Annotated in this window: 19 protein-coding genes and 1 tRNA gene; 15 read left to right on the top strand and 5 right to left on the bottom strand. The window is 70.2% G+C overall.

Features of this window, described 5'->3' with window-relative positions:
* Positions 1–4 precede the first annotated feature (4 nt).
* Entirely contained in the window at positions 5–748 is a 744-nt protein-coding gene (locus BLW47_RS10375; RefSeq protein WP_091554974.1) for a helix-turn-helix domain-containing protein, read from the bottom strand.
* 139 nt (positions 749–887) lie between these two features.
* Here BLW47_RS10375 and BLW47_RS10370 point away from each other — a divergent pair, with 139 nt between their 5' ends.
* The 4 genes from BLW47_RS10370 to BLW47_RS10355 all read left to right on the top strand — a co-directional run bounded on the left by BLW47_RS10370 (position 888) and on the right by BLW47_RS10355 (position 3,456).
* A complete protein-coding gene (locus BLW47_RS10370; protein WP_091554972.1) occupies positions 888–1,439 on the top strand; it encodes a GNAT family N-acetyltransferase in 552 nt (183 codons plus the stop codon).
* Positions 1,440–1,628: 189 nt separating this feature from the next.
* The gene (locus BLW47_RS10365; protein ID WP_139307227.1) at positions 1,629–2,141 is read left to right on the top strand and encodes a hypothetical protein; all 513 of its coding nucleotides are present in this window, start codon (positions 1,629–1,631) and stop codon (positions 2,139–2,141) included.
* A gap of 40 nt (positions 2,142–2,181) precedes the next feature.
* Positions 2,182–3,129 (top strand): hypothetical protein, encoded by a 948-nt coding sequence (locus BLW47_RS10360; protein ID WP_091554967.1) that lies wholly within the window; start codon positions 2,182–2,184, stop codon positions 3,127–3,129.
* Between the two features lie 3 nt (positions 3,130–3,132).
* Positions 3,133–3,456: a response regulator gene (locus BLW47_RS10355; RefSeq protein WP_091554965.1), complete on the top strand. Its 324-nt coding sequence runs from the start codon at positions 3,133–3,135 to the stop codon at positions 3,454–3,456.
* Between the two features lie 18 nt (positions 3,457–3,474).
* Here the strand turns inward: BLW47_RS10355 and BLW47_RS10350 are convergent, their stop codons facing one another.
* Complete coding sequence (locus BLW47_RS10350) at positions 3,475–4,254, bottom strand: S-methyl-5'-thioadenosine phosphorylase (RefSeq protein ID WP_091555747.1); 780 nt, start codon at positions 4,252–4,254, stop codon at positions 3,475–3,477.
* Between the two features lie 114 nt (positions 4,255–4,368).
* Between BLW47_RS10350 and BLW47_RS10345 the strand changes: the two genes are divergently transcribed.
* The 4 genes from BLW47_RS10345 to BLW47_RS10330 all read left to right on the top strand — a co-directional run bounded on the left by BLW47_RS10345 (position 4,369) and on the right by BLW47_RS10330 (position 6,209).
* Positions 4,369–4,725 (top strand): VOC family protein, encoded by a 357-nt coding sequence (locus BLW47_RS10345; RefSeq protein WP_091554963.1) that lies wholly within the window; start codon positions 4,369–4,371, stop codon positions 4,723–4,725.
* Positions 4,726–4,772: 47 nt separating this feature from the next.
* The gene (locus BLW47_RS10340; RefSeq protein WP_091554961.1) at positions 4,773–5,327 is read left to right on the top strand and encodes a YqgE/AlgH family protein; all 555 of its coding nucleotides are present in this window, start codon (positions 4,773–4,775) and stop codon (positions 5,325–5,327) included.
* Between the two features lie 99 nt (positions 5,328–5,426).
* Positions 5,427–5,499, top strand: a tRNA-Ala gene (locus tag BLW47_RS10335).
* Between the two features lie 554 nt (positions 5,500–6,053).
* Positions 6,054–6,209, top strand: a complete 156-nt coding sequence (locus tag BLW47_RS10330; protein ID WP_245736574.1) for a hypothetical protein — start codon at positions 6,054–6,056, stop codon at positions 6,207–6,209.
* Positions 6,210–6,249: 40 nt separating this feature from the next.
* Here BLW47_RS10330 and BLW47_RS10325 read toward each other — a convergent pair whose 3' ends face one another.
* Complete coding sequence (locus BLW47_RS10325) at positions 6,250–6,576, bottom strand: hypothetical protein (protein ID WP_175543582.1); 327 nt, start codon at positions 6,574–6,576, stop codon at positions 6,250–6,252.
* Positions 6,577–6,740: 164 nt separating this feature from the next.
* On the opposite strand from BLW47_RS10325, the gene BLW47_RS10320 reads away from it, so the two are divergent.
* On the top strand, positions 6,741–6,893 hold the full coding sequence (locus tag BLW47_RS10320; protein ID WP_175543581.1) for a helix-turn-helix transcriptional regulator: 153 nt from the start codon (positions 6,741–6,743) through the stop codon (positions 6,891–6,893).
* A 300-nt stretch (positions 6,894–7,193) separates the two neighbouring features.
* On the opposite strand, the gene BLW47_RS10315 is transcribed toward BLW47_RS10320, so the two are convergent.
* Positions 7,194–7,457, bottom strand: a complete 264-nt coding sequence (locus BLW47_RS10315; RefSeq protein ID WP_091554955.1) for a response regulator transcription factor — start codon at positions 7,455–7,457, stop codon at positions 7,194–7,196.
* A 300-nt stretch (positions 7,458–7,757) separates the two neighbouring features.
* Between BLW47_RS10315 and BLW47_RS10310 the strand changes: the two genes are divergently transcribed.
* The 6 genes from BLW47_RS10310 (at position 7,758) to BLW47_RS10290 (ending at position 20,335) form a co-directional block, all read left to right on the top strand.
* The gene (locus BLW47_RS10310; RefSeq protein ID WP_091554952.1) at positions 7,758–11,792 is read left to right on the top strand and encodes a LamG-like jellyroll fold domain-containing protein; all 4,035 of its coding nucleotides are present in this window, start codon (positions 7,758–7,760) and stop codon (positions 11,790–11,792) included.
* 29 nt (positions 11,793–11,821) lie between these two features.
* Complete coding sequence (locus BLW47_RS10305) at positions 11,822–18,115, top strand: RHS repeat-associated core domain-containing protein (RefSeq protein WP_091554951.1); 6,294 nt, start codon at positions 11,822–11,824, stop codon at positions 18,113–18,115.
* Positions 18,116–18,167: 52 nt separating this feature from the next.
* Positions 18,168–18,701 (top strand): hypothetical protein, encoded by a 534-nt coding sequence (locus BLW47_RS10300; protein ID WP_139307226.1) that lies wholly within the window; start codon positions 18,168–18,170, stop codon positions 18,699–18,701.
* A complete protein-coding gene (locus BLW47_RS24670) occupies positions 18,701–18,880 on the top strand; it encodes a hypothetical protein (RefSeq protein ID WP_139307224.1) in 180 nt (59 codons plus the stop codon). The genes BLW47_RS10300 and BLW47_RS24670 overlap by 1 nt, the downstream gene beginning before the upstream one ends.
* Before the next feature lie 308 nt (positions 18,881–19,188).
* Entirely contained in the window at positions 19,189–19,671 is a 483-nt protein-coding gene (locus BLW47_RS10295) for a nitroreductase family deazaflavin-dependent oxidoreductase (RefSeq protein ID WP_217634829.1), read from the top strand.
* Between the two features lie 31 nt (positions 19,672–19,702).
* On the top strand, positions 19,703–20,335 hold the full coding sequence (locus BLW47_RS10290) for a CG0192-related protein (RefSeq protein ID WP_091554947.1): 633 nt from the start codon (positions 19,703–19,705) through the stop codon (positions 20,333–20,335).
* Between the two features lie 88 nt (positions 20,336–20,423).
* Here the strand turns inward: BLW47_RS10290 and BLW47_RS10285 are convergent, their stop codons facing one another.
* Positions 20,424–20,855: a VOC family protein gene (locus tag BLW47_RS10285; protein WP_091554944.1), complete on the bottom strand. Its 432-nt coding sequence runs from the start codon at positions 20,853–20,855 to the stop codon at positions 20,424–20,426.
* Positions 20,856–20,857: the final 2 nt, after the last annotated feature.

The raw sequence follows: 20,857 nt of genomic DNA, 5'->3' as shown, positions 1-20,857 counted from the left end.
GGGGTCACCTCTCGTCGGCGGTGCCGCCAGTCCACACCTCGCTCGAGTCGGAGTCTTGAACGAATGCGTCTCGCTGCGCGGCACTGCGCAGGTGAGTGGCGATGATGCGGGCCGGTGTTTCGTTTCGGATCCGCCGTAGGGATCGGGTCAGATGCGACTGGTCGGCGAAGCCGGCCGCGACGGCTGCTTCAGCCGCGGGCATCCCGCTCTGCAGGAGCACGTACGCGTGTCGAGCCCGTTGCAGCTGCTGAACCTGCTTGGGGCTGAGCCCGGTGACCGCCCGGAATCTTCGCTGCCAGGTGCGCCGGGCAAGTCCGCTGTAGTCGCCGCGCAGCGCGCGACGGACGTCCTCGTCCGCCACCAGGGCGCCGGCCGCGAGGAGACTGTCCACGAAATCCTCAAGCCCGCCCCACCGGGGCACCGGGGCGTGACAGCCGCCGAGGAGGACGCAGTCGTCCGTCACAGGCAGCCGGTGTGTCGCTTCCAGGAGCGTCATCTTCTCGACACCCTGTACGAAGACGTGCGCCCGGAGCTCAAGCCCCCAGTAATCCTCCCCCCGCACGCTCGTGGTCGTGCGCGCCTGCACCGTGGGGCCGTCCAGCTCGGCCGAGACGGTGCCGTCCGTGTGCCGGATGAACGAGATGCCCCAGAACTCATTGGCCGCGAGCAGATACCTGCCCGGTTCCTCGACGTGCGCGCGCCAGATCGTCCGGATCGCTGGATGACGCGACGCGCCCTCTTCCCACACAGGTCGCGAGCCTAGGCGGGCCGGGAGCAGGAACTCTGCCGCCCGACTGGGGCGGCAAGGCCAGCGACGGCGCTCAGGTCCGGCAGCGTCCTCGTGAATCAGGTTGCGTGTCGCGAGCGCGTCCGGGCACGGTGGGCCGATGACCATGCTCGGCAGCCGCAGTGCCGGCCCGGCGACGCGGGGCCGGCTGGCCACGCCGAGCTCCGCGGTGCACGCGTCGTTCCTGGACGCGCTGGGGGAGCACCATGCGGAGGATCTTCACGCGGAGGTCGATGCCGAGGCGCTGGCCGACCCTGCCGTGTTCCGCCTCTGGATCGAGGAGCTGCGGCTGGCGGGCGTCAACGGTACGGCCGACTGCGCACGGGACCGGGTACCGCACCGGGTGCTGTGGTGGGTCGACGGGGACCGGTACCTGGGGCGGGTCCGAATCAACCTGGTCCTCAACGACGAACTGCGGGAGTTCGGCGGGCACATCGGGTACGACGTGAGGCCGTCGGCGCGGGGACAGGGGCACGCCACCGCGCTGCTCGGCGCCGCCCTCCGCCTGGCCAACGGATGGGGCATCAACCCCGCGTTGCTGACCTGCGCCCCGGAGAACGCCGCCTCGCGGCGGGTGATCGAGCGCAACGGCGGGACGCTTCAGGATGTGAGCAACGCGGGTCGTCTCCGGTACTGGTGCGCCACGGGTTGACGAGATCGGCGGCCGTTAGGCAGCCAGCTGCAAAGTCGCTCTTCACCTCACTTCGGCTCGCGGGTCCCGTGGTCCGTCCGGGGTCGGCGGTCCGCATTGCGCGGGTGGCGAATAGGCGCGATCGTGGGCTTTACACGCGATGTGACGTAGCCCACTATCGGCTCATGGGTTGAGCCGAGGAGGTGCGTCATGGCGCCAGGAGCGTCCCAGCAGACGGCGGCGTACGCGGAATGCGTGCGCCAATCCTCGGCGGCGGACGCGGCGCCCACGCCCACGGTCGCGCTGCGGGTGGTCCGGCCTCATCGCACCACCCTGCTCGGCGCCATCGCCGCCTTCGAAGCGGCGCTTGTCGTGCCGGCGGCCGATCCGCAGTGGCGGGAGTTCGTCGGCACCCGGTTGCACGCGCTGCGGGTGGCGTTCACCGAACACATCCTGCTCACCGAGGGCACGGACGGGCTCTACGCCGATCTGCTCGCGCACGCCCCGCGGCTCGCGCGCGACGTCTGGCGGCTGACCCGCGAGCACACCGCGATCGCGGCCGGCATGTCCGTGTTGCAGCACCGGATCGACTCCCGGGATCTCAGCATCGAGCAGCTGCGGGACTGGGCGGACGAGCTGCTGCGCGCGCTGTCGCGGCACCGCCAGCGGGGCGCGGACCTCATCTACGACGCCTACGGGACCGACATCGGCGGCGAGACCTGACCGTCGGGAACCGTCGGGGTCGGCCACGCGTCAGACCGACATGCGCCGTACTGCCGCCCTGGTGGGCCTTTCGCTGATGCTTCTCGCCGCCGGCTGCGCCCGGCCCGGCACCGCGCCGGCCGCTCCCGCGCCGTCGGCCGACGAGCGGGCCGACGCCTTCGCGCGGCACGCCACCGAGGTTGCCGAGACCTGGCGGACCGCGGTCGGCGCGGACAAATGGCGGCGGGGATACGTGCCGCTGCAGGACCGGACGGTGCTGACCGCGGATCCGGGCTTCACTAACGACACCAAGCAGGCGTTCCTGCAGGGGTGGTACCGCGACGGGATTCCGCTGCCCGCCGGGAAGCCCGCCGACGGGACCGTCCGGTTCCCCGACGGGACGCTGACCGTGCCGCTGGTCAGCGCGCGGGACGCGTACCGGGAGCTCGACCAGGGCGACCCGCCGCCGTGCGCCCGCCCGGCGCGGCCGGCGCCGACCGGCGCCGACCCCAACGGGGCGGTCTCCTCCGGGCCCGACACCGCCTGCATCCCGCTGACCGTGACCGGCGCGAAGCTCGGCACCGCCACCGTGCTGACCAGTCGCGGCACCGCGACCGTCCCCGCCTGGATCTTCACGATCGAGGAGCTGAAGGCGCCGATCGCCCGGCTCGCCGTGGCGCCCACCGCGATCACCGCGATGCCGACGCCGCCGGAGCGGTCCGGGCAGCTGCCGGAGGAGCTGGTGGCTGCGCAGGACCTCACCGCCGCCGAGGGCGCCAAGCTGACCTACCGACTGGGGGTCGGCGCCTGCGACAAGGACATCGAGCGGCTGGTGCAGGAGCACGACGACGTCGTCGTGGTCGGGGGATCGGTGCGCCGGTCGCAGGAGATGTGCACGCAGCAGTTGTTGCTGCACCCCGTCACCGTCACGCTCGACCGTCCGCTCGGCGCCCGCGCGGTGCTCGATGTGGCGACCGGGCGGCCGCTCCTGCTCACCACGGCGCGCTGAGCCATGCCCCAGCCGTACGCCGAACCGCCGGCCGTCTCCACGGTCGCCCCGCTGGCCGGGCGCGTGCTCGTCGTCACCGACGACCCGGCCGTCGGCGACGTGATCCGCGGATACCTGCGACGCGCCGGGCTGGCGGTCTCGGTCGCCCCCGACGGGCCCCGGGCGCTCGCCGCCGTCGACCCCGACGTGGTCGTCCTCGATGTGACCGTGCCGACCGCCTCCGCGCGGTCACGTCCGTCCACCTGTTTCTCGTCGATCAGGGACCTGTTCACCCGATCCGAGACCAATCCGGGCGAAGAACCCCCCGATCGGCGCCGAAACCCTTGATCGCGTCTCGACGCGCCGTCAGGGGAGCGCGAACGGCAGCCTGATCCCGTCCAGCGCGTCGCCGCACGGGCACTCCCGGTCCGTCGGCAGCGCCGCCAGCGCGTCGAGCAGCAGCGCGCGTAGTCGCGCGGTGTTCGCGGCGAAGACCCGCAACACCTCCGTCTGCGTGACGCCGCCGCCCTGCTCCACCCCGGCGTCGAGGTCGGTCACGAGCGCGACGGAGGTGTAGCAGAGCGCCAGCTCGCGCGCGAGCGCGGCCTCCGGTTGGCCGGTCATGTTGACGAGCGTGCCGCCCATCGCGGCGTACGCCCGCGACTCCGCGCGGGTCGAGAAACGCGGCCCATCGACGACCACCAGCGTGCCGCCGTCCACCGCGTCGATGCCGCGCCGGCGCGCCGCGGCCAGCACCGTCCGACGCCCCACCGGGCAGTACGGGTCGGCGAACGGCACGTGCACCGCCCCCCGGTCGTAGTACGTCCGGTCCCGTCCGCTGGTCCGGTCGATGAGCTGGTCGGGCACCGCGAAGGTGCCGGGGCCGAGCTCCGGGCGCAGCCCGCCGACCGCGCACGGCGCGATGATCTGGCGTACGCCCAGCGCGCGCAGCGCCCACAGGTTGGCCCGGTAGGGGATGAGGTGGGGCGGGTGTCGGTGGTCGCGTCCGTGCCGGGGCAGGAACGCCACCCGCCGACCGGCGAGCAACGCGACGGTGACCGGGTCCGACGGCGGGCCGTACGGCGTCGCCACGACGTGTTCGACGGCGTGCTCCAGCAGCGAATACAGCCCCGAGCCGCCGATCACCGCGACTTCCACCGGTCGGTCCACGCGGTCAACCTCCCGCCGCTGCCCGAGCTCGCGGCGTACACACGCCGCTAGACCTTAACCACACGCAGATCGCAGGCTATGGTGCCAGGCATGGCCTTGACTGCGCGCATGGTGACGATCGACTGCACCGATCCGGTGGGGCTCGCCAAGTTCTGGTCGGAGGCCGCGGGCTACCAGATCAAGTGGCGGCACGAGGACGAGTTCCTGATCCTCGCCCCGACCGACGGCGGTGCGACCAACATCGGCCTGCAGCGCGTCGCGGGGCAGCGTTCGGGTAAGAATCGCGTACACATCGACTGGGAGGCCGACGACCGTGCGGCCGAGGTGACCCGGCTGGTCGCGCTGGGGGCGACGCTGGTCGCGGAACACGGCACTCCGGGCTTCGCCTGGAGCGTGCTGGCCGACCCTGAGGGGAACGAGTTCTGCGTCTCGGACGCGCACGGATAGCGGAGGTAGCGGTGCACAGCGAGGGGCAGCGAATCGGGGGGCGGTCGATGGAGTCGATGACCGGGCAGCTGCTCGTCGCGACTCCCTCCCTCAAAGATCCCAACTTCGACCGGACCGTCGTGCTGCTCGTCGCGCACGAATCCGGCGGCGCCCTGGGGGTGGTGCTCAACCGTCCCACCGAGGTGCCGGTTGCCGAGGTGCTCGGCCCGTGGGGCGCGATGGCCCGCGAGCCCGGCGTGCTCTTCGAGGGCGGCCCGGTGCAGCCGGAGTCGGCGATCTGCGTGGCCCGGATGCGCCCCGGGGCGCGGCGCGCCCGCGGCTTCCATCCGGTCTCCGGTCTGGTGGGCACCGTCGACCTGTCGACCGACCCGGAGTCGCTGCGCGACAGCGTCGTCGGCATCCGTGTCTTCGCGGGCTACTCCGGCTGGTCGCCGGGGCAGCTGGAGGAGGAGATCGAGGCCGGCTCCTGGTTCGTGCTCGACGCGCTGCCCGGTGACGCGTTCATGGAGCGACCCGACGACCTGTGGCCGATGGTGCTGCGCCGGCAGGGCGGGATGATGGCGGCGGTCGCCCATTTCCCCTCCGACGTCACCCTCAACTAGGGGTATGACGACGCGGGTGTGACGTGGACCCCGCAAGATGACCTACGCCGTCGGCATGTGTACTATTGCGCGAGTGCCCGGGTGACCGGGAACAAGCAAGGGGCCGTGGCGCAGCTGGTAGCGCACCACACTGGCAGTGTGGGGGTCAGGGGTTCGAGTCCCCTCGGCTCCACCCAAGCACAACGCCCTGGTGAGGGATCACATCCCCCACCAGGGCGTTTGTCATTTCTGACCTCCTCGGCCGCTGTGTGCCAGATCAGGCGCTGATCCTGCCTCTCGCCTCCTTTACGCCATATCCGGTGGAAGTCGCGGCGGCGCGGAATTCCGCCTTGAACCCCGAGGAACAGTCGCCCGTCGGGGCCGCCCTCGGCGAACTGCGCCAGGTGCCATTCGACGTCGCCATGCAGTGCGGCCGGGGAGTCTGATTGGCCGCTTTCCCGCCACGAGCCGGCGCTGCGTGGGGAGGGCATGCCGGCCGCGCCGGCGGACTGGCGGCGGTCGCGGGTGGCGGTTAGTGCGCCTCCGGCGGGGGCGCTCGGCTCCAGGATGGCCGGGCTCCGTCGACGGGTCACTGTTCGTCTTGGTGGCGGTAGGCGATCCCGCCTGCCCTCGACCCGGAACGAGCCGAGCAGCCCGCTGCCCGACCTGCCAGCGTCCGTACGAGCCGTCAAGGTCTGCTTGACATGGCGGGCCGGGCGGCAGCCCGCTCCCCGGGAGGGCGGGTCGATGCGCATGCGCTACGGCCAGCGCACCCGCGACTACGTTCGCCGCCGCGTCACCGAAGGCCTCAGCAAACAAGAGATCCTTCGCTGCCGGAAGCGCTACATCGTCCGCGACGTCTACACCGCCCTGGTCGCCGACTTCGCCGCCCTCGCCTCTTGATGACCTGAAACCCAGAGACATGGCGGCAGCACCGCCCGCGTCAGCCCTTTCCGTGCTTACCGTGCCTCGCGAGTAATCCGAGCACTCCAGCGCCGATGATGAGACCGATGACGGCGAAGGCAAGGGTCTGAACCAGCCAGTGAACGCCGTTCAGTAGCGAGGTGGCCAGCCAAGCGCAGAGAAGACCGGCCGGCAGCGCTGCAACCAACGCCACGACGGTCGCCGTGAGTCGCTGCCCGCCCGTGGCGTCGGGGTACGTGTTCAACCTGCTGCTCGGAGACCGGTCCTGCTGCGGCATGTCGTCCCAACTACCCAAGACGTGGCCTTCGAGAAACTCTTTGCTGACGAACGGAGTGACGACCGGCACCGAAGCCACCGCAGTTTAGGTCGACGTGGGGCGCTGCGCGCCCAGACCACCCGTCGAGGACCCGCAGGTCGAGCTGCCGCCCCCGTTGCCTCACGGACGAGTGCTCGGCTTGACGGTCCATAGGAGCATCGGGATGGCTACGTGGCGGTTGACCCGTCAGGCACTTGGGCAAGCTTCGGTTGGCCGGGCTGGTCAGCGTGCGGCGGGAGGGCCGCCGGATCTTCTATCGGGCCAGGGGCGGGCATGTGCGCCGGCTGGTGACCGAGGTGTTGCAGGCGGCGTCGCATCGGGTGACCGGCGCGCCGGAGCACGACTGAGCGGACGGCTGCTCGGCGGGCTTGGAGCGCGGGGGCCGGCGAACCAGTCGCGGGTGAACTGGCGGACCGCCTCGATGTCGACGGCGTCGCAGACGGCGGTGTTGTAGGCGTGCAACTGGTGTAGCCGAGGTCTATAACACCCGCGTCACTACCTTCGACCGAGCCGCCCCGGATAGGTCGTTTATGGCTTCCGGTGCGCGAGTAGTACTGACAAATCTGATCATTTCCGTTGACGCGTCCATTATGGGCAAGACTGCTACGGTTACCCGTGCTTTCGGGTCTACATTGAGGTCGCGATCCCTAAGTGGCCAGTTCTTCCGCGGCCGACGCTCTGGTGGCGTCCATTACCGCCAGGAGACGGGCCGCGTCGAGCCAGCCGTGATGGGCGGCGATCGCGCCCAGACCCAGCCGGCTCTTCGCGCCGACCCGCGACATGATGCGGGCCACGTGCCGTTCGAGCGTCCGCGTGCTGACGCTCACTCGGCGCGCAATGGCGGTGTCGCTGTAGCCCGCCGCCATCATCGCGAGGATCGATATCTCGTATTCGCTAACGATGTCGTTCAAGTCGCTCCACCCAATTGTGCTCCCGTGCCCGACGCCATGATCACATTCTTTCGATCTTGGTGCGGTGGCGTCAACGGGGGTGGACGGGAGGGCCTACGGGGGGGGGTCCTACCCAGGGATACTTCTTGCCTTAAGTGCGGTTTGTGTCGCGTTGACGGGACACCGACAACCTTGTTTACCCGGACGTCTACACCGGAGTTTTGGCTCTAATCTCCGAGCCGGTCCCCTCCGAGGTTCGAGGTTCGGGAGTCTGAGTTGGACAAGCAGCTCGCACGTCGTCGGCACGCGTCCGCTTTCCTGATGACGACGGTGCTTGCCAGCACCCTGCTCGTGGCAGGTGCACAGGAGCTGGTTGCCGCGGCCCCCGCGGCGCCTGCGCCCTGCGCTGCTCAGGCTGCGGCCGAGCCCGCCGCGCTGAAGATGGCCCAGCGCTGCGGCACGCGGGTCGAGGCGGTCGCCGCACGCACTGAGACCGTGCAGGTCTTCGCCAACCCGGCCGGCTACCTCACCCTCGAGGAGTCGGTGGCTCCACGGTTTGCCAAGGTCGGCGGCAACTGGGTCGACGCGGACGCGACGCTCGTGCGCGCCGCCGACGGCAGCGTCGTGCCGCGTGCGGCGACGTTCCCGATGAGCTTCTCCGGCGGCGGCGCCACCCCGCTCGCGACGCTGCGCCAGAATGGCAAGGCCATGTCGCTGACGTGGCCGGCAGCGCTTCCACAGCCGACGCTCAACGGCTCGAGCGCGACCTACCCCGAGGTGCTGCCCGGAGTCGACCTCCGGGTCGACGCCACGGTAACCGGCTTCACCCACGTGTTCGTCGTGAAGAGCCGCGCCGCCGCGGCCAACCCCACGCTGCGCGAGCTGCGCCTCGGGGTCGCCGGTGACGGTCTGACCTTCGATACCGACGCGGCGACCGGCACGGTCAGCGCGCGGGACGGGTCCGGGGCGGTGCTGTTCAGCTCGGCCAGCCCGATGATGTGGGACAGCAGTGGTGCTACGGCCGGCGTTGCCCGGGCCGCCGCGGAGCCCGCCGCCGAGCCCCGCCAGGCCCGCGTCGGACTGGCGCTCAACCGTGGCTCCCTGCTGCTGCGGCCCGACACGGCGCTTCTGACCGGCGCCGCGACGACGTACCCGCTCTTCATCGATCCGTCCTGGGTCGGTGGCCTCAAGGACAACGCGTTCACGATGGTCTGGTCGCGCTCCGACGTCGCGGGCAGCAGCTTCTGGCAGCGTACCAACGCGATGAGCAGCACCGACACGGTCGGCGACGTGGGCGCCGGCCGCACCTGTGACAGCAGTTCCAACGGCGCGTGCACCAGCACGGAATACATCGTCCGCTCGCTGTTCCGGATGAACATCTCGGGCGCGGTCGGCAAACATATCCTCGGCGCGAAGTTCTACATCGAGCAGCGGCATGCGTGGCGCTGCTTCAGCGGTAACAACGCGACGCTGTGGATGACCGGTTCCATCAGCTCGTCGACAACCTGGAACAACCAGCCGAGCTGGGACAGCGCCTACACCGCGACGACCACCGGCAACCGGCGCTACTCCGCGCTGAGCGGCTGCTCCGGGCCCGGCAACATCGAGTTCGGGGTCAAGCACTTCGTCGACCGCGCGCTCGCCACCGGCTCGTCCGTCCTGACGGTCGGCCTGCGTGCCAGCAGCGAGTCGTCCGAGGATTACTGGAAGCGGTTCAACCACGCGAGCGTGCGGCTCTCGATCGACTACAACTCGTACCCGACCGTTGGCGCGCGCAGCAGCTCGCCCGCGACGAGCTGCGTCGCCGGAACCGACACCGCGCCGGCCGCCAACGCGCCGCTGATCAACGACACGACGCCCAACCTCATGGCGGTGGCCAACGACGCCGACGCCGAGACCGATCTCAAGGGCGTCTTCAACGTCCAGCGCTGGACCGGCACGGCGTGGGTCGCCTACACCTCGCCGGTCGACTCCATCGGCCGCGCCAACGGCGGCACCACCGTGGTCACGCCCGTCCTCGGGAGTAACGAGCACTACCGGTGGCGGGTGACCATCTCCGACCCGTGGTCCTACGGCGGGTCCAGCGGCACCGATTACTCGAGCGGCTCCTCGTGGTGCGAGTTCAAGGTCGACGCCACGCCGCCCCCGCTGCCCACGGTGACGTCGGACGAGTTCCCCGCAGGCTGCGACTCGTGCGGCGGCGTCGGGACCACCGGCCGGTTCAACCTGGGCGCGGGCGCCACCGATGCGACGGGCTACTGGTGGGGCTTCTCCGACCCGCCGGCGACGTGGGTCGCGGCGCCGGCGGGCGCGGCCCGCACGGTGACCTGGACGGCGACCGCTGGCGGCCCGCGCACGCTCTACGTGCGCACCGTTGACGTGGCTGGCAACAGCAGCGCGACCAAGGCGTACCCGTTCACGGTTGCCGGGGCGACGCCACCGGTGGCCCAGTGGCGGATGGCCGAGACCGAGGGCGTCCTGCTCGAGGACGCGACCGGCAACGGCCATACGGCCACGCTGTCGGGCGGCACACCGGGGGCCGAGGGGCGCCAGCCGGGCACCACGGCGGTCGCGTTCGACGAGGGCGAAGACGGGGCCGTCAGTGCCGCGAAGGTCGTCCCGGACACCAGTAACAGCTTCACGGTGTCGGCCTGGGTGCGCCTCGGCGCGAATGGCAACGGCTCACACACCATCGTCAGCCAGGGCGGCTGGAACACCAGTGCGTTCCTCCTCGAATATGTCAAGGGCGACGGCTGGGACGCCTGGAAGATCACCACGACCTCCGCCGACGTGGCGACCCCGACCTACTACGGCGCGCAGTCGACCACCGCGTCCCCGGTCGGGCGGTGGACGCATCTCGTCGGCACCTACGACGCCGCGGCCAAGACTCTGACCCTCTACGTCGACGGCAAGGCGGTCAAGACCACGGCCAACATCACCACCTGGAAGGCCGACGGCTACCTGCGCATCGGCGGTACGCCGGGGTTCGGGGGCGCGATCAGTGACGTGACCGTCTGGTCGCGGGTGCTCTTCCCCAGCGAGATCAACGACATGACCAGGCCGCTCGCGACCGGCAAGGCGGCGGAGTACCACTTCAACGAGGTCGACAGCCCGTTCGCGCTCGACTCGTCCGACTACGGGCGCGCCCTGACCCTGACCGGCGGCGCGTCGATCCCGGCGGCGATGTCCGGCTACGACGGCACCGGCCTGGTGCTCTTCGACGGCACGGGTCAGGCGGTCGGCACCGAGGCGCCGATCTGGACCGACCAGTCGTTCACGGTCTCCACCTGGGTGCGCATCGACGGCTCGGCCATTCCGACCGGTAACCGTACGGCGCTGGCGCAGCTGGGGAGCAAGGTGAGCCCGTTCTACCTCGGCCTCCGGCACGACAGCGGCACGCCCAAGTGGGCCTTCGCGGTGGCCGGGTCCGACACCGATCAGGGCAACAGTTGGACGGTGGCGTATTCGCCGGCGCTCGACCCCGGCGTCGTCGGCAAATGGGTCCACCTGGCTGGCGTCTACGACGCCCCCACCCGCGGCGTGCGGCTCTACGTCAACGGCGCACTGCTCGATTCCCTGTCGATGCCGCAGCCGTTGTGGCGGGCGGCGGGTCCGCTGACGGTCGGCGCGGCGCGCTGGACGCCGCCGGGCGGCAGCCCGGTGATGACCGACAACTGGCTGGGCGCGATCGACGAGGTGCGGGTCTACCAGGGCGTCGTGCCGCAGGCCGTCGGCGAGTGGCGGTTCGACTCGTGCACCGGGTCGCCCGTGGCCTGCGTCGACGCCGCGGCGCCGCCGCACCCGCTCACGCTGGCGGCCGGCGCGACGTGGGACCCCGCCGGGCGCGGCGAGGGTGCCGGCCTGAAGCTGGCCGGTACCGGCTCGGCCGCCACCGCGGGTGCCGTCGTCAACACGGCCCAGTCGTTCACCGTCTCCAGTTGGGTCAAGCTCGGCGCCACCGGCGGTGACCAGTGCGCGGTCTGCTTCGAGGGTGCCAGGGGCGCCGCCTTCCAACTCGGCTACGCCGGCGACGTGGGCGGCTGGCAGTTTCGGGCCACAAGGTCCGACGCGGACAACTCGGCGACGGTCCGGGCCGCCGCGCCTGCCGCAGCGTCCGTCGACACTTGGACCCATCTCACGGGTGTGTACGACGCGACCCGCGCGACCCTCAGCCTCTATGTGAACGGTGAGCTCGCGGAGGTCACGCCGTTCACCGGCGGCTGGCAGGCCAGCGGGCCGCTAGCGGTCGGGCGGGAGAAGCGCAACGGCGCCGCCACCGGCCACTGGCAGGGCTCCGTCGACGACGTCCGCGTTCACGCGGGTGTCATCGACAACCCGCGATTCCTGATGGACTAACCCGCCACCCCGTCACGAGGAGATCGTCAATGCGATACTGGCTCGCCGCGGGAACGGCCGCCGCCGTGTTCGCGGGCCTGCTTCACGGAACGCCCGCCAGCGCCGCCCAGCGCTACGAGGCGCCGCGCCCACAGACCGATTACGTCACCCCGGGCACTGTCGTACGGCCGGTGAAGCAGCCGAAGCCGCCGGCGCCGGCCAAGGCCCAGTTCCCGGCGCCGGCCTGGCCGGCGGCGCGCAGCGTCGACGTGTCCCTGCCAACCGTCGAGGCCCGCCTCCGCACCACCGCGGCCCCGGTCGCGGCCCCCGGTACGCCGGTCAGTGTCGCCGCGTCCGACAGTCGGCTCGCCGGCGCCCGGCTCGGCGTGCGGGTCTATGACCGCACGCGGAGCACCGCGGCCGGTCTCAAGGGCGTCCTGGTCGGCATCGAGCGGAAGCAGGTCGCCACGGCGAAGCAGGTGGAGGCGCCGGCCCAGGTCACCGTCGACTATTCGGCTTTCGCCGGCGCCTTCGGGGCCGACTGGGCGGTACGGCTGCGGCTGGTGCGGGTGCCCGAGTGTGCGCTCACCACGCCGACGGCGGCCGCGTGCCGGCCGACCCCGGTTCCCACGGGCAACGACACGCAGAACCACACTCTCACCACGACCGTCCCGCTGGCGGCCTCCGGCGCAACCCTGCTTGCCGCCGAGGCTGGCACGGGCGGAGGGTCCGGCGACTACGGCAACACCAGCCTGCAGGCGTCGGCGACCTGGACGGCGGGCAGCAGCACCGGCGAGTTCAACTGGAACTACCCGTTGCGCACCCCGCCGTCCCTCGGCGGGCCGGCCCCCTCGCTTTCCCTTTCGTACTCCTCGGCCAATGTCGACGGCCGCACCGTGGCCTCCAACAACCAGCCCTCGTGGGTTGGCGAAGGCTTCGAGTTCTGGCCCGGCTTCATCGAGCGGCGCTACAAGAGCTGCGGCGACGACATGGGTAACGGCGCCAACAACACAACCAAGACCGGCGACCTCTGCTGGGGCCGCGACAACGCGACGTTGTCGATGGCCGGCCACGCCGGCGAGCTCATCCAGGACGGATCCAACGCCAACCGCTGGCACCTGCGCAACGACGATGGCACGTACGTGCGCCACGTGACCGGCGCTGACAACGGTGACGACAACGGCGAGTGGTGGGTCGTGACCACCAGCGACGGCACGCAGTACTGGTTCGGCGGCCGGGCGGGCAGCAACGCCGTGTGGAACGTGGGCGTCGCCGGCAACCACTCGGGGGAGACCTGCCGGAAGGACAAGTTCGCCGACTCGTTCTGCAAGCAGGCATGGCGCTGGAACCTGGACCACGTCGTCGACCAGCACGGCAACACCATGAGCTACCAGTACGAGAGGGAGACCAACAAGTACGCGAAGGCTGGCTCGACCGACACCCTCGCCGAGTACGACCGGGGCGGCTACCTGACCCGGATCTCGTACGGCACGCGGACCGGCTCCACCGCCAAGCCGCCGATGGTCGTCGACTTCGAGCCGGGCGACCGGTGCCTTTCCAACTGCGGCACCGTCAACGCCGACACCTGGCCCGACGTGCCCAAGGACCTCGAGTGCACGGGCACGCCGTGCCTGACGGGCGGCCCAACGTTCTGGAGCAAGAAGCGGCTCAAGAGCGTCACCACCAAGCTCTACTCGGGCAGCGGCGACACCTACAACCCGGTCACCACCTGGACCTTCACGCACTCGTTCCCCAGCCCTGGCGATTCCACGCGGGCGGGCCTGCGGCTCGACAAGATCTCGCAGACCGGCCACACGCGGGTGAGCACGACGGTGCCGGACACCACATTGACGTACACGCAGATGAACAACCGGGTGGACCCGCACTTCGTGCCCGACCATTCGCCGCCGATGAACTGGTTCCGGATCGTCCAGATCCTGTCGGAGTCGGGTGGCCGCACCGAGGTCACCTACTCGCCGGAGGACTGCGTCGCCGGCTCGCGGATGCCCAACCCCGACGCGCTGCAGAACAACACCCTGCGCTGCTACCCGGTGAAGTGGGCACCCGAGGGCTACCAGAAACCGGTCTGGGACTACTTCCACAAATACGTGGTCACGGACGTGCACGAGGTCGACACGGTCACGACCGGCAACCCGACAACCGCCTACCACTACGACTACCTCGGCGACCCGGCCTGGCACTACACCGACGACGATGGCCTGATCAAGTCGGACTTCAAGACCTGGTCGGTCTGGCGCGGTTACGGCGCGGTCAAGACCACCACGGGCGTCGGCGCCGGCGCCACCGCGGTAGAGACCCGGTACTTCCGCGGGATGCACGGTGACAAACTTCCATCGGGTACGCGGCAGGTATCGCTCGCGGCCATCGACATGAACCGAGACGGCGACACGAGCGACGCGGTCGACGTGCCGGCCACGCCGGACGAGGACGCGTTCGCCGGCATGACCCGCGAGGTCGTCACGCTCAACGGGCCCAGCGGCGTCGAGCTCTCCGCCCAGGCGTTCGTTCCGTGGCAGTCGGCGGCGACCGCGACCCGTAACGTCAACGGATCGGTGGTCACCGCGCGGTTCACCGGCGTCAAGGAGACGCGCACGCGGTTGGCGCGAGACCAGGGCCGCGCCGTGCGCACCACGTCGAGCGTCACGACGTTCGACGCGTTCGGCGCCCCGAGCGAACAGGAGGACCGCGGCGACGACGCCGTCACCGGCGACGAGAAGTGCACGCTGATCGATTACGCACGTAACACCGACGCCGCCGACGGCGACGAGTGGATTTTTGCGCCGGAGAAGCGCAAACGGGCGTTCGCGACCACCTGCGCGCGGGCGAAGCAGCCCGGCCTGACCGCCGACCAGGTCATCGCCGACGTCAAGACGTACTACGACGACGGCGGCTTCGACACCCCGCCCACCGTTGGCCGGGTGACGATGACCGAGGTCATGGAGAAGTGGGAGAACGGCGCGCCCGTGCACATGACGGCTTCGAGGGTGCACTACGACGCGAACGGCCGGGTTGACTGGTCGACAGACTCGCGCGGTAACCGCACCGACACGGCGCGTCTGACCAACGCCGGCGGTCAGCTCGTCCAGGAGAAGCAGACCAACCACCTCGGCTGGGTGACGACCTCCAACATCGAGCCCGCTTTCGGCGCGCCGCTGTCCGACGTCGACGCCAACGGCCGGGTCACGTCCTACGAGTACGACGGCCTGGGTCGCACCACCGCGCTCTGGAAGCCGGGTCGCGACAAGGGCGTGCAGAGCCCGCACGAGAAGTACGAGTACAAGGTCTACAACGACCGGCCGACCGTCATCGTCACCAGCAAGCTGCTGCCCAACGGCGCCAGCTACCTGACGACATACGCCTACCACGATGGCCTCCTGCGGCCGCGGCAGACGCAGGCGCCGCGCGCCGACGCGCTCGCGGGCGTACTCGTCACCGACACCTTCTACGACTCGGCCGGGCGGGTCGACAAGGTGTACATGCCGTACGTCATGCCGCAGACACCGGGCCAGGGCCTGCTCACCCCCAACGAGCAGGGCGACGTGTCACGGCGGGTCGAGACGACGTTCGACGGCGGCGGTCGCGAGCTGACCAAGCGCACCTACGTCCGCGACCCCGTCAGCGGCGTGGTGTCCCTGTTCGCCACCGAGTCCCGGAGCTACGGCGGCGACCGGGTTGACGTCACGCCGCCGACGGGCGGATCGGCGACCTCCTCGTTCACCGACGCCGGCGGGAACGTCACCGCGCTGTGGACCTACCACCGCCCGACACCGACCCCGACGGTGCCCGGCAGCTACGACGCGGTGGCCTACGAATACACCAGCAAGGACCAGATGAAGAAGGTCACCGACGCCGGTGGCAACGTCTGGAGCATGGAATACGACGTGCGGGGTCAGAAGACCAAGCAGGTCGATCCCGACGTCGGCGCGGTCACGATGACCTACAACCGCTACGGCGACCTGGAGTCCACGAAGGACGCACGTGGCACGGTGCTGGTCTACACCTACGACTCCATCGGCCGCAAGCGTGAGCTCTACCAGACCTCCGTTGCGCCTGCCAACAAGCGCGCGGAGTGGATGTACGACGGGCTGACCAACTCGCGTGGCCAGCTCACCAAGACGGTTCGCTACGAGGGCGGCGCGGCCTACTCGCGGTCGATCGTCGGCTTCACCGCCGACTACCAGCCATCTGGGGTGACCTACAGCATCCCGGCGACGGAGACCGGGCTGCAGGGCGACTACACCTACTGGTACACGTACGCCAGCAACGGGTCGCCGGAGACGACGACGCTGCCTGACGTCGACGGGTCGGGCGGGCTCACCTCCGAGAAGCTCACCACCGAATACACCGCGCTCGGCCAACCGGTGCGGCTCAAGACGAGCCTCAACGGCGGCACGACGTACGTGTCAGGGACCAGCTACACCGGCTACGGAGAGATGGCGACCACGACGCTGAAGTACGGCGCCGGCAACACCGTGTCGATCGCGCGGACCTACGCCGAGGGCACCCGTCGGCTGAGCCGGCTGTTGACCAGCAAGCAGACCTCGCCCACCGCGGTCTCGGACATCTCCTACACCCACGACCAGGCCGGCAACATCGTGCGGATATCCGAGGCAACCAGCGGCGACCACCAGTGCTTCGCCTACGACTACCTACGCCGGCTGACCGAGGCGTGGACGCCGGGCGACGGCAACTGTGGCGCGGCACGCAGCGTCGCGGCGCTTGGCGGGCCCGCGAAGTACTGGACGTCGTGGGAGTTCGGCACCGACGGCAACCGGGCGAAGCAGACGGAGCAGGTGACGCCGACCGGTGTGAAGACCACCAAGTACGACTACGCCGGGGGCGGGCACCAGCTCGACACCGCGACCGTCAGCGACGGCACGGGCACCAGGACCCTCGACTGGTCGTTCCAGGCCGGCGGGTTCACTGCGTCGCGGCCGCTCGGGTCGGGCGCGGCGCGCCAGTCGATGACCTGGGATCCGGAGGGTCACGTCGCGACCCAGCAGGACGCGTCCGGCACGACGAGCTACGTCTACGACGCCGACGGCAACCGGCTGCTGCGCCGTGACCCGACCGGGAGGACGCTCTACCTGCCAGGGCAGGAGCTGCGCTACACCACCTCGGGCGGGACGAAGAGCTGCACCCGCTACTACAGCCACGGCGACCAGCTGGTCGCGACGCGTACCACGGCCGGCGTGACCTGGTTGTCGAGCGACCACCAGAACACCGTCGCGGTGTCGATCAACGCCAGCACCCAGGCGGTGGCGATCCGGCGCCAGGACCCGTACGGCAACGCGCGGACCGGCTCCGGGACCTGGCCGGCGTCGATGGATAAAGGCTTCGTGGGTGGCACGCAGGACAACACTGGCCTGACCCATCTGGGTGCGCGGGAATACGACCCGGTGATCGGGCGGTTCATCAGTCCCGACCCGGTCATCGACTTTCTCAATCCGCTGCACCTTGACAGCTACGCCTACGGGTTCCACAACCCCATCCGGTACGCGGACCCGGGCGGCAAGGACCCTGGTGTCGACTACATCTGGGTTGGCGCCGAGACCTACACCGGCGTCGACGGCAACTACCGCTACTACCTCCGCGTCGACTACTACGTCGCGTGCCGCAACCGGGGCGCGGAGTGTGTCGGCTACTACCGCGGGGCGATGGTGTGGGCACCGATTGAGGCCTTCTTTGCCGGGTTGCTGCCCTTCAAGCTGTTCGCCAGCTACAGCACCTGGCGCAAGCTGATCAACTTCATCGGCCCGCAGGTGGAGAGGAAAGTGCAGCTGACCGCGAAGCCGCCACCGGCCCCGTACTGCCTGACCCGCCCGATCGATCCGGAGCCGGCGAAGGACCCCACCAAGTGCGACTTCGTTGACATGGGCTGCCTGTTCAGCGGTGACTGGCACAAGTGGTGGAAGGGCAACAAGGACTGGGTGCAGGGTGCGATCATGGTCGGCGGCCTGGTGACCTGCGCGTTCACGGCGGGTGTCGGTTGCGCGGTCGCCGGGTACGTCGGGCTGGGCACGGCGCTCGGCGGCAGGGCGCTCGACTTCGAGACACAGCGGAGAGAGGGTACCAAGAGCTGGACCTCCGGCAACGACCTGATGCAGCTCGGCCTCGCCGTCGGCATCGACGTGGGCGGCTTCTTCGTGCCACCGCTGCGCAACGCGAAGACGGGGGCGTTCACCTGGACCGGCGCCGGCTCGCAGGCGGCCTGGACGATGTACTCGGCGCCAGGTAGCTGGGCGCCGTGGCACGGCGGCCGCCCGGTCAGCGACCCGCTGCAATGGAACTTCCTCGACGCGGTCCCGAGGCCGAACTCCTGACCTGGAACTGTGGAACGGGCTTGGGTCGTGCGATGATGCGACCCGGGCCCCGATGGAGGAGCGTGTCTCTGTGACAGAGTCGAAAACGGACTCCGGCGGGCACCCGTGGCCCTGGCTCGTTCTCTGCGGGCTGCTGGTCGTGCTCGGTCCGGTGCTGGCGATCGGCTCGACGGTCGTCAAGTTCGGTGACGAGTCGAAGAAGGACCGCCTCCGGTCGGTGGGCGTGCCCGTAATCGCCACCGTCATCGATTCCGACAGCTCCACCAACAAAACCCTGGACAAGACGACGATCAGCTACCAGGTCGACGGGGAGACGTTCACCAGCACGATCAAGGGGCTGCCGGCCGGGCCGACGATGTTGATCCTAATCGATCGGGACGATCCCACGTCGTTTCTGGCCGACAACGGCAGCACCGACGACTCCCGCCACCCGCTGAACCACTGGGCCAACATACCGTGGGGGGTCGTACTGGCGGGACTGGGCGTCGCGCGCCTCGTCACCCACCATCGGGCCCGCCGCAAGGCTGCTCCGTTTCCGGCGCCCCCGCGGAAGACCACCACGCTCAACAAGAGAGGCAAGCGCTGATGGCGGCTCGTCAGGAATTCCCATGGCCGCGCGTGCTGGCCGTGCTCGCCGGCCTCTGCCTGCTCATCGGCTGGCTCGCCGACTCCCTGCTGGTGACGGCGCTGGCTCCCGTGTTCGGCACGGTGGCGTTCGTGCTCAACCGCCGCCAGCCCGCGAAGGGTAGACCCGGCCGACGATGATGACCTGATTGCACAGCCGAGCCGCGCCGGCCTCGTTAGTACTCCGGTAGCCGTTGACGGCCCACACTGGCAGTGTGGGGGTCAGGGGTTCGGGTCCCCTCGGCTCCGCCCAAGCACAACGCCCTGGTGAGGGATCACATCCCCCACCAGGGCGTTCGTCATTTCGCGGTAGATCATGGCGGCGCGGGTGCTGGAGCGACCAATGCGCCATCAACTCTTTGGGGCCGCCGTCGTTGATCAGCGCACTCACCCGCATCGATGCGATGAGGCTAGGATTGGTGTCGGGCGCGCCGACGAGGAGGGCCTCCATGAGCGCGGAGAGGACCGTCAAGGAGTACAGACGCGGCCGATGGCTTCGGCCCGAGAACGTCCTGATGAGCGCGTTGGTGCGGGCCGGCCTGGTGCCGAGCTCCTACGTGTTGACGACGAAAGGCCGAAAGACGGGCCGGATGCGGTCGAACCCGGTGACCATCGTGGAGTACGACGGTCGGCGTTGGCTGGTCGCGCCATACGGTCCGGTGCCGTGGGTGCGCAACGCGCGCGCCGCTGGTCGGGTGAGCCTCAGCCGCCGGCTAGAGACGCGTCACTACGCGATTCGGGAGGCCTCGGCGATCGAAGCGGGGCCGGTACTGCGACGCTACGTCGCCGTGGCAACGGCGACTCGGCAGTACTTTCAGGCCGACAAGGATGCCCCCGTCGAGCAGTTTGTCGCCGAGGCCAACCGGCATCCGGTCTTCGAGCTCATTCCGGTCGGCGCGGACGCCGGGCCGCCGGCTCCGAGGGCTGTGTAGCGGGGGATGACGCACCACTACGATTCGATGCATGGCGATCATTTACCCGGCCACCGTGCACCCTACGAAGCTCGAGCTGCTGGCGGCGTGGCTGCCGGGCCGGGCCTGGTTCCGCGAGGACACGACCGCGGGGCTCGTCCGCGTCGGAAGCTACCGCTTCGATGACCCGGCCGGAGAGGTCGGGATCGAGAGCATCCTGGTCAGGGTCGGCGACGGGCCGGTGTACCAGGCGCCGCTGACGTACCGCGGCAAGCCGCTGGCCGACGCGGACGACTTCCTCGTCGGCACGATGGAGCACTCGGTGCTGGGGCAGCGGTGGATCTACGACGCCTGCGGAGATCCGGTGTACGCGTTGGCGATGGCCGCGGCCATCCTCGCCGGCGCCGGACAGGCGGAGGAGACGTGGGAGGTCGACGGCCGGCGCGAACGCCAGAAGCCGACCGTCGCCATCGCCACCACGGTTGTGCGCCACGTCGAGGCCCCGGCGGTGACCGCGGTCCGGCACGTCGTCGACGACGACCCGGCGCTCATCACGGCGGACTCGGTCGAGCTGCGCGTCGTGCGGCGCCTCGGCGGCCTCGACGCGCCGACCGGCAACGCCCTCACCGGCACGTGGGACGGCCAGCCGACTCCGGTGCCGCTGGCGTACGCGTCGCTGCGCTGACCGACGTACGTCCGCCGACGACGCGGTGCGACCAGCGGGTGTCCGCGCCCGCCGGCAGCGGCGGGCGCGGGCCCCGCGCCACATCGGCTCAGCCGAAGTCCGCCGGGGTGAACTGCCGCGGCTCGACGAGCACCATCCAGTTGCCGGAGTTGTCGCGGGCGACCGCTTCCACGCCGTACGGGCGTTCCTCGGGAGCCTGGATGAACTCCACGCCCTTGGCCCGCAGCTCGTCGTAGGTCTTCCGGCAGTCGTCGACGTTCAGGCCCAGCCCGTGCATGCCGCCCTCGTCGAGCGCACGGTTCATCGCCTCCACCATCTCGGGCGAGGAAGGGGGACCGGGGACGGTCAGGTGGACCTGCAGCTCGGGCTGGTTGGGATGCATGACGGTGCACCAACGGTACGAGCCGTCGCCGAGGGTGATGTCGGTGTGCTCGGCGAAGCCGAGAACGTCGATGTAGAACGCCTTGGACGCGTCGACGTCCTTCACGAAGACGCTGGCGATGGAGATGTTGGTAATCATGC

Origin of the sequence: Micromonospora pattaloongensis (assembly GCF_900107255.1) — a bacterium.
Taxonomy (GTDB): domain Bacteria; phylum Actinomycetota; class Actinomycetes; order Mycobacteriales; family Micromonosporaceae; genus Micromonospora_I; species Micromonospora_I pattaloongensis.
Note: the sequence above shows the minus strand (reverse complement) of the source record. Positions and strands in the feature narration are given on the sequence as shown.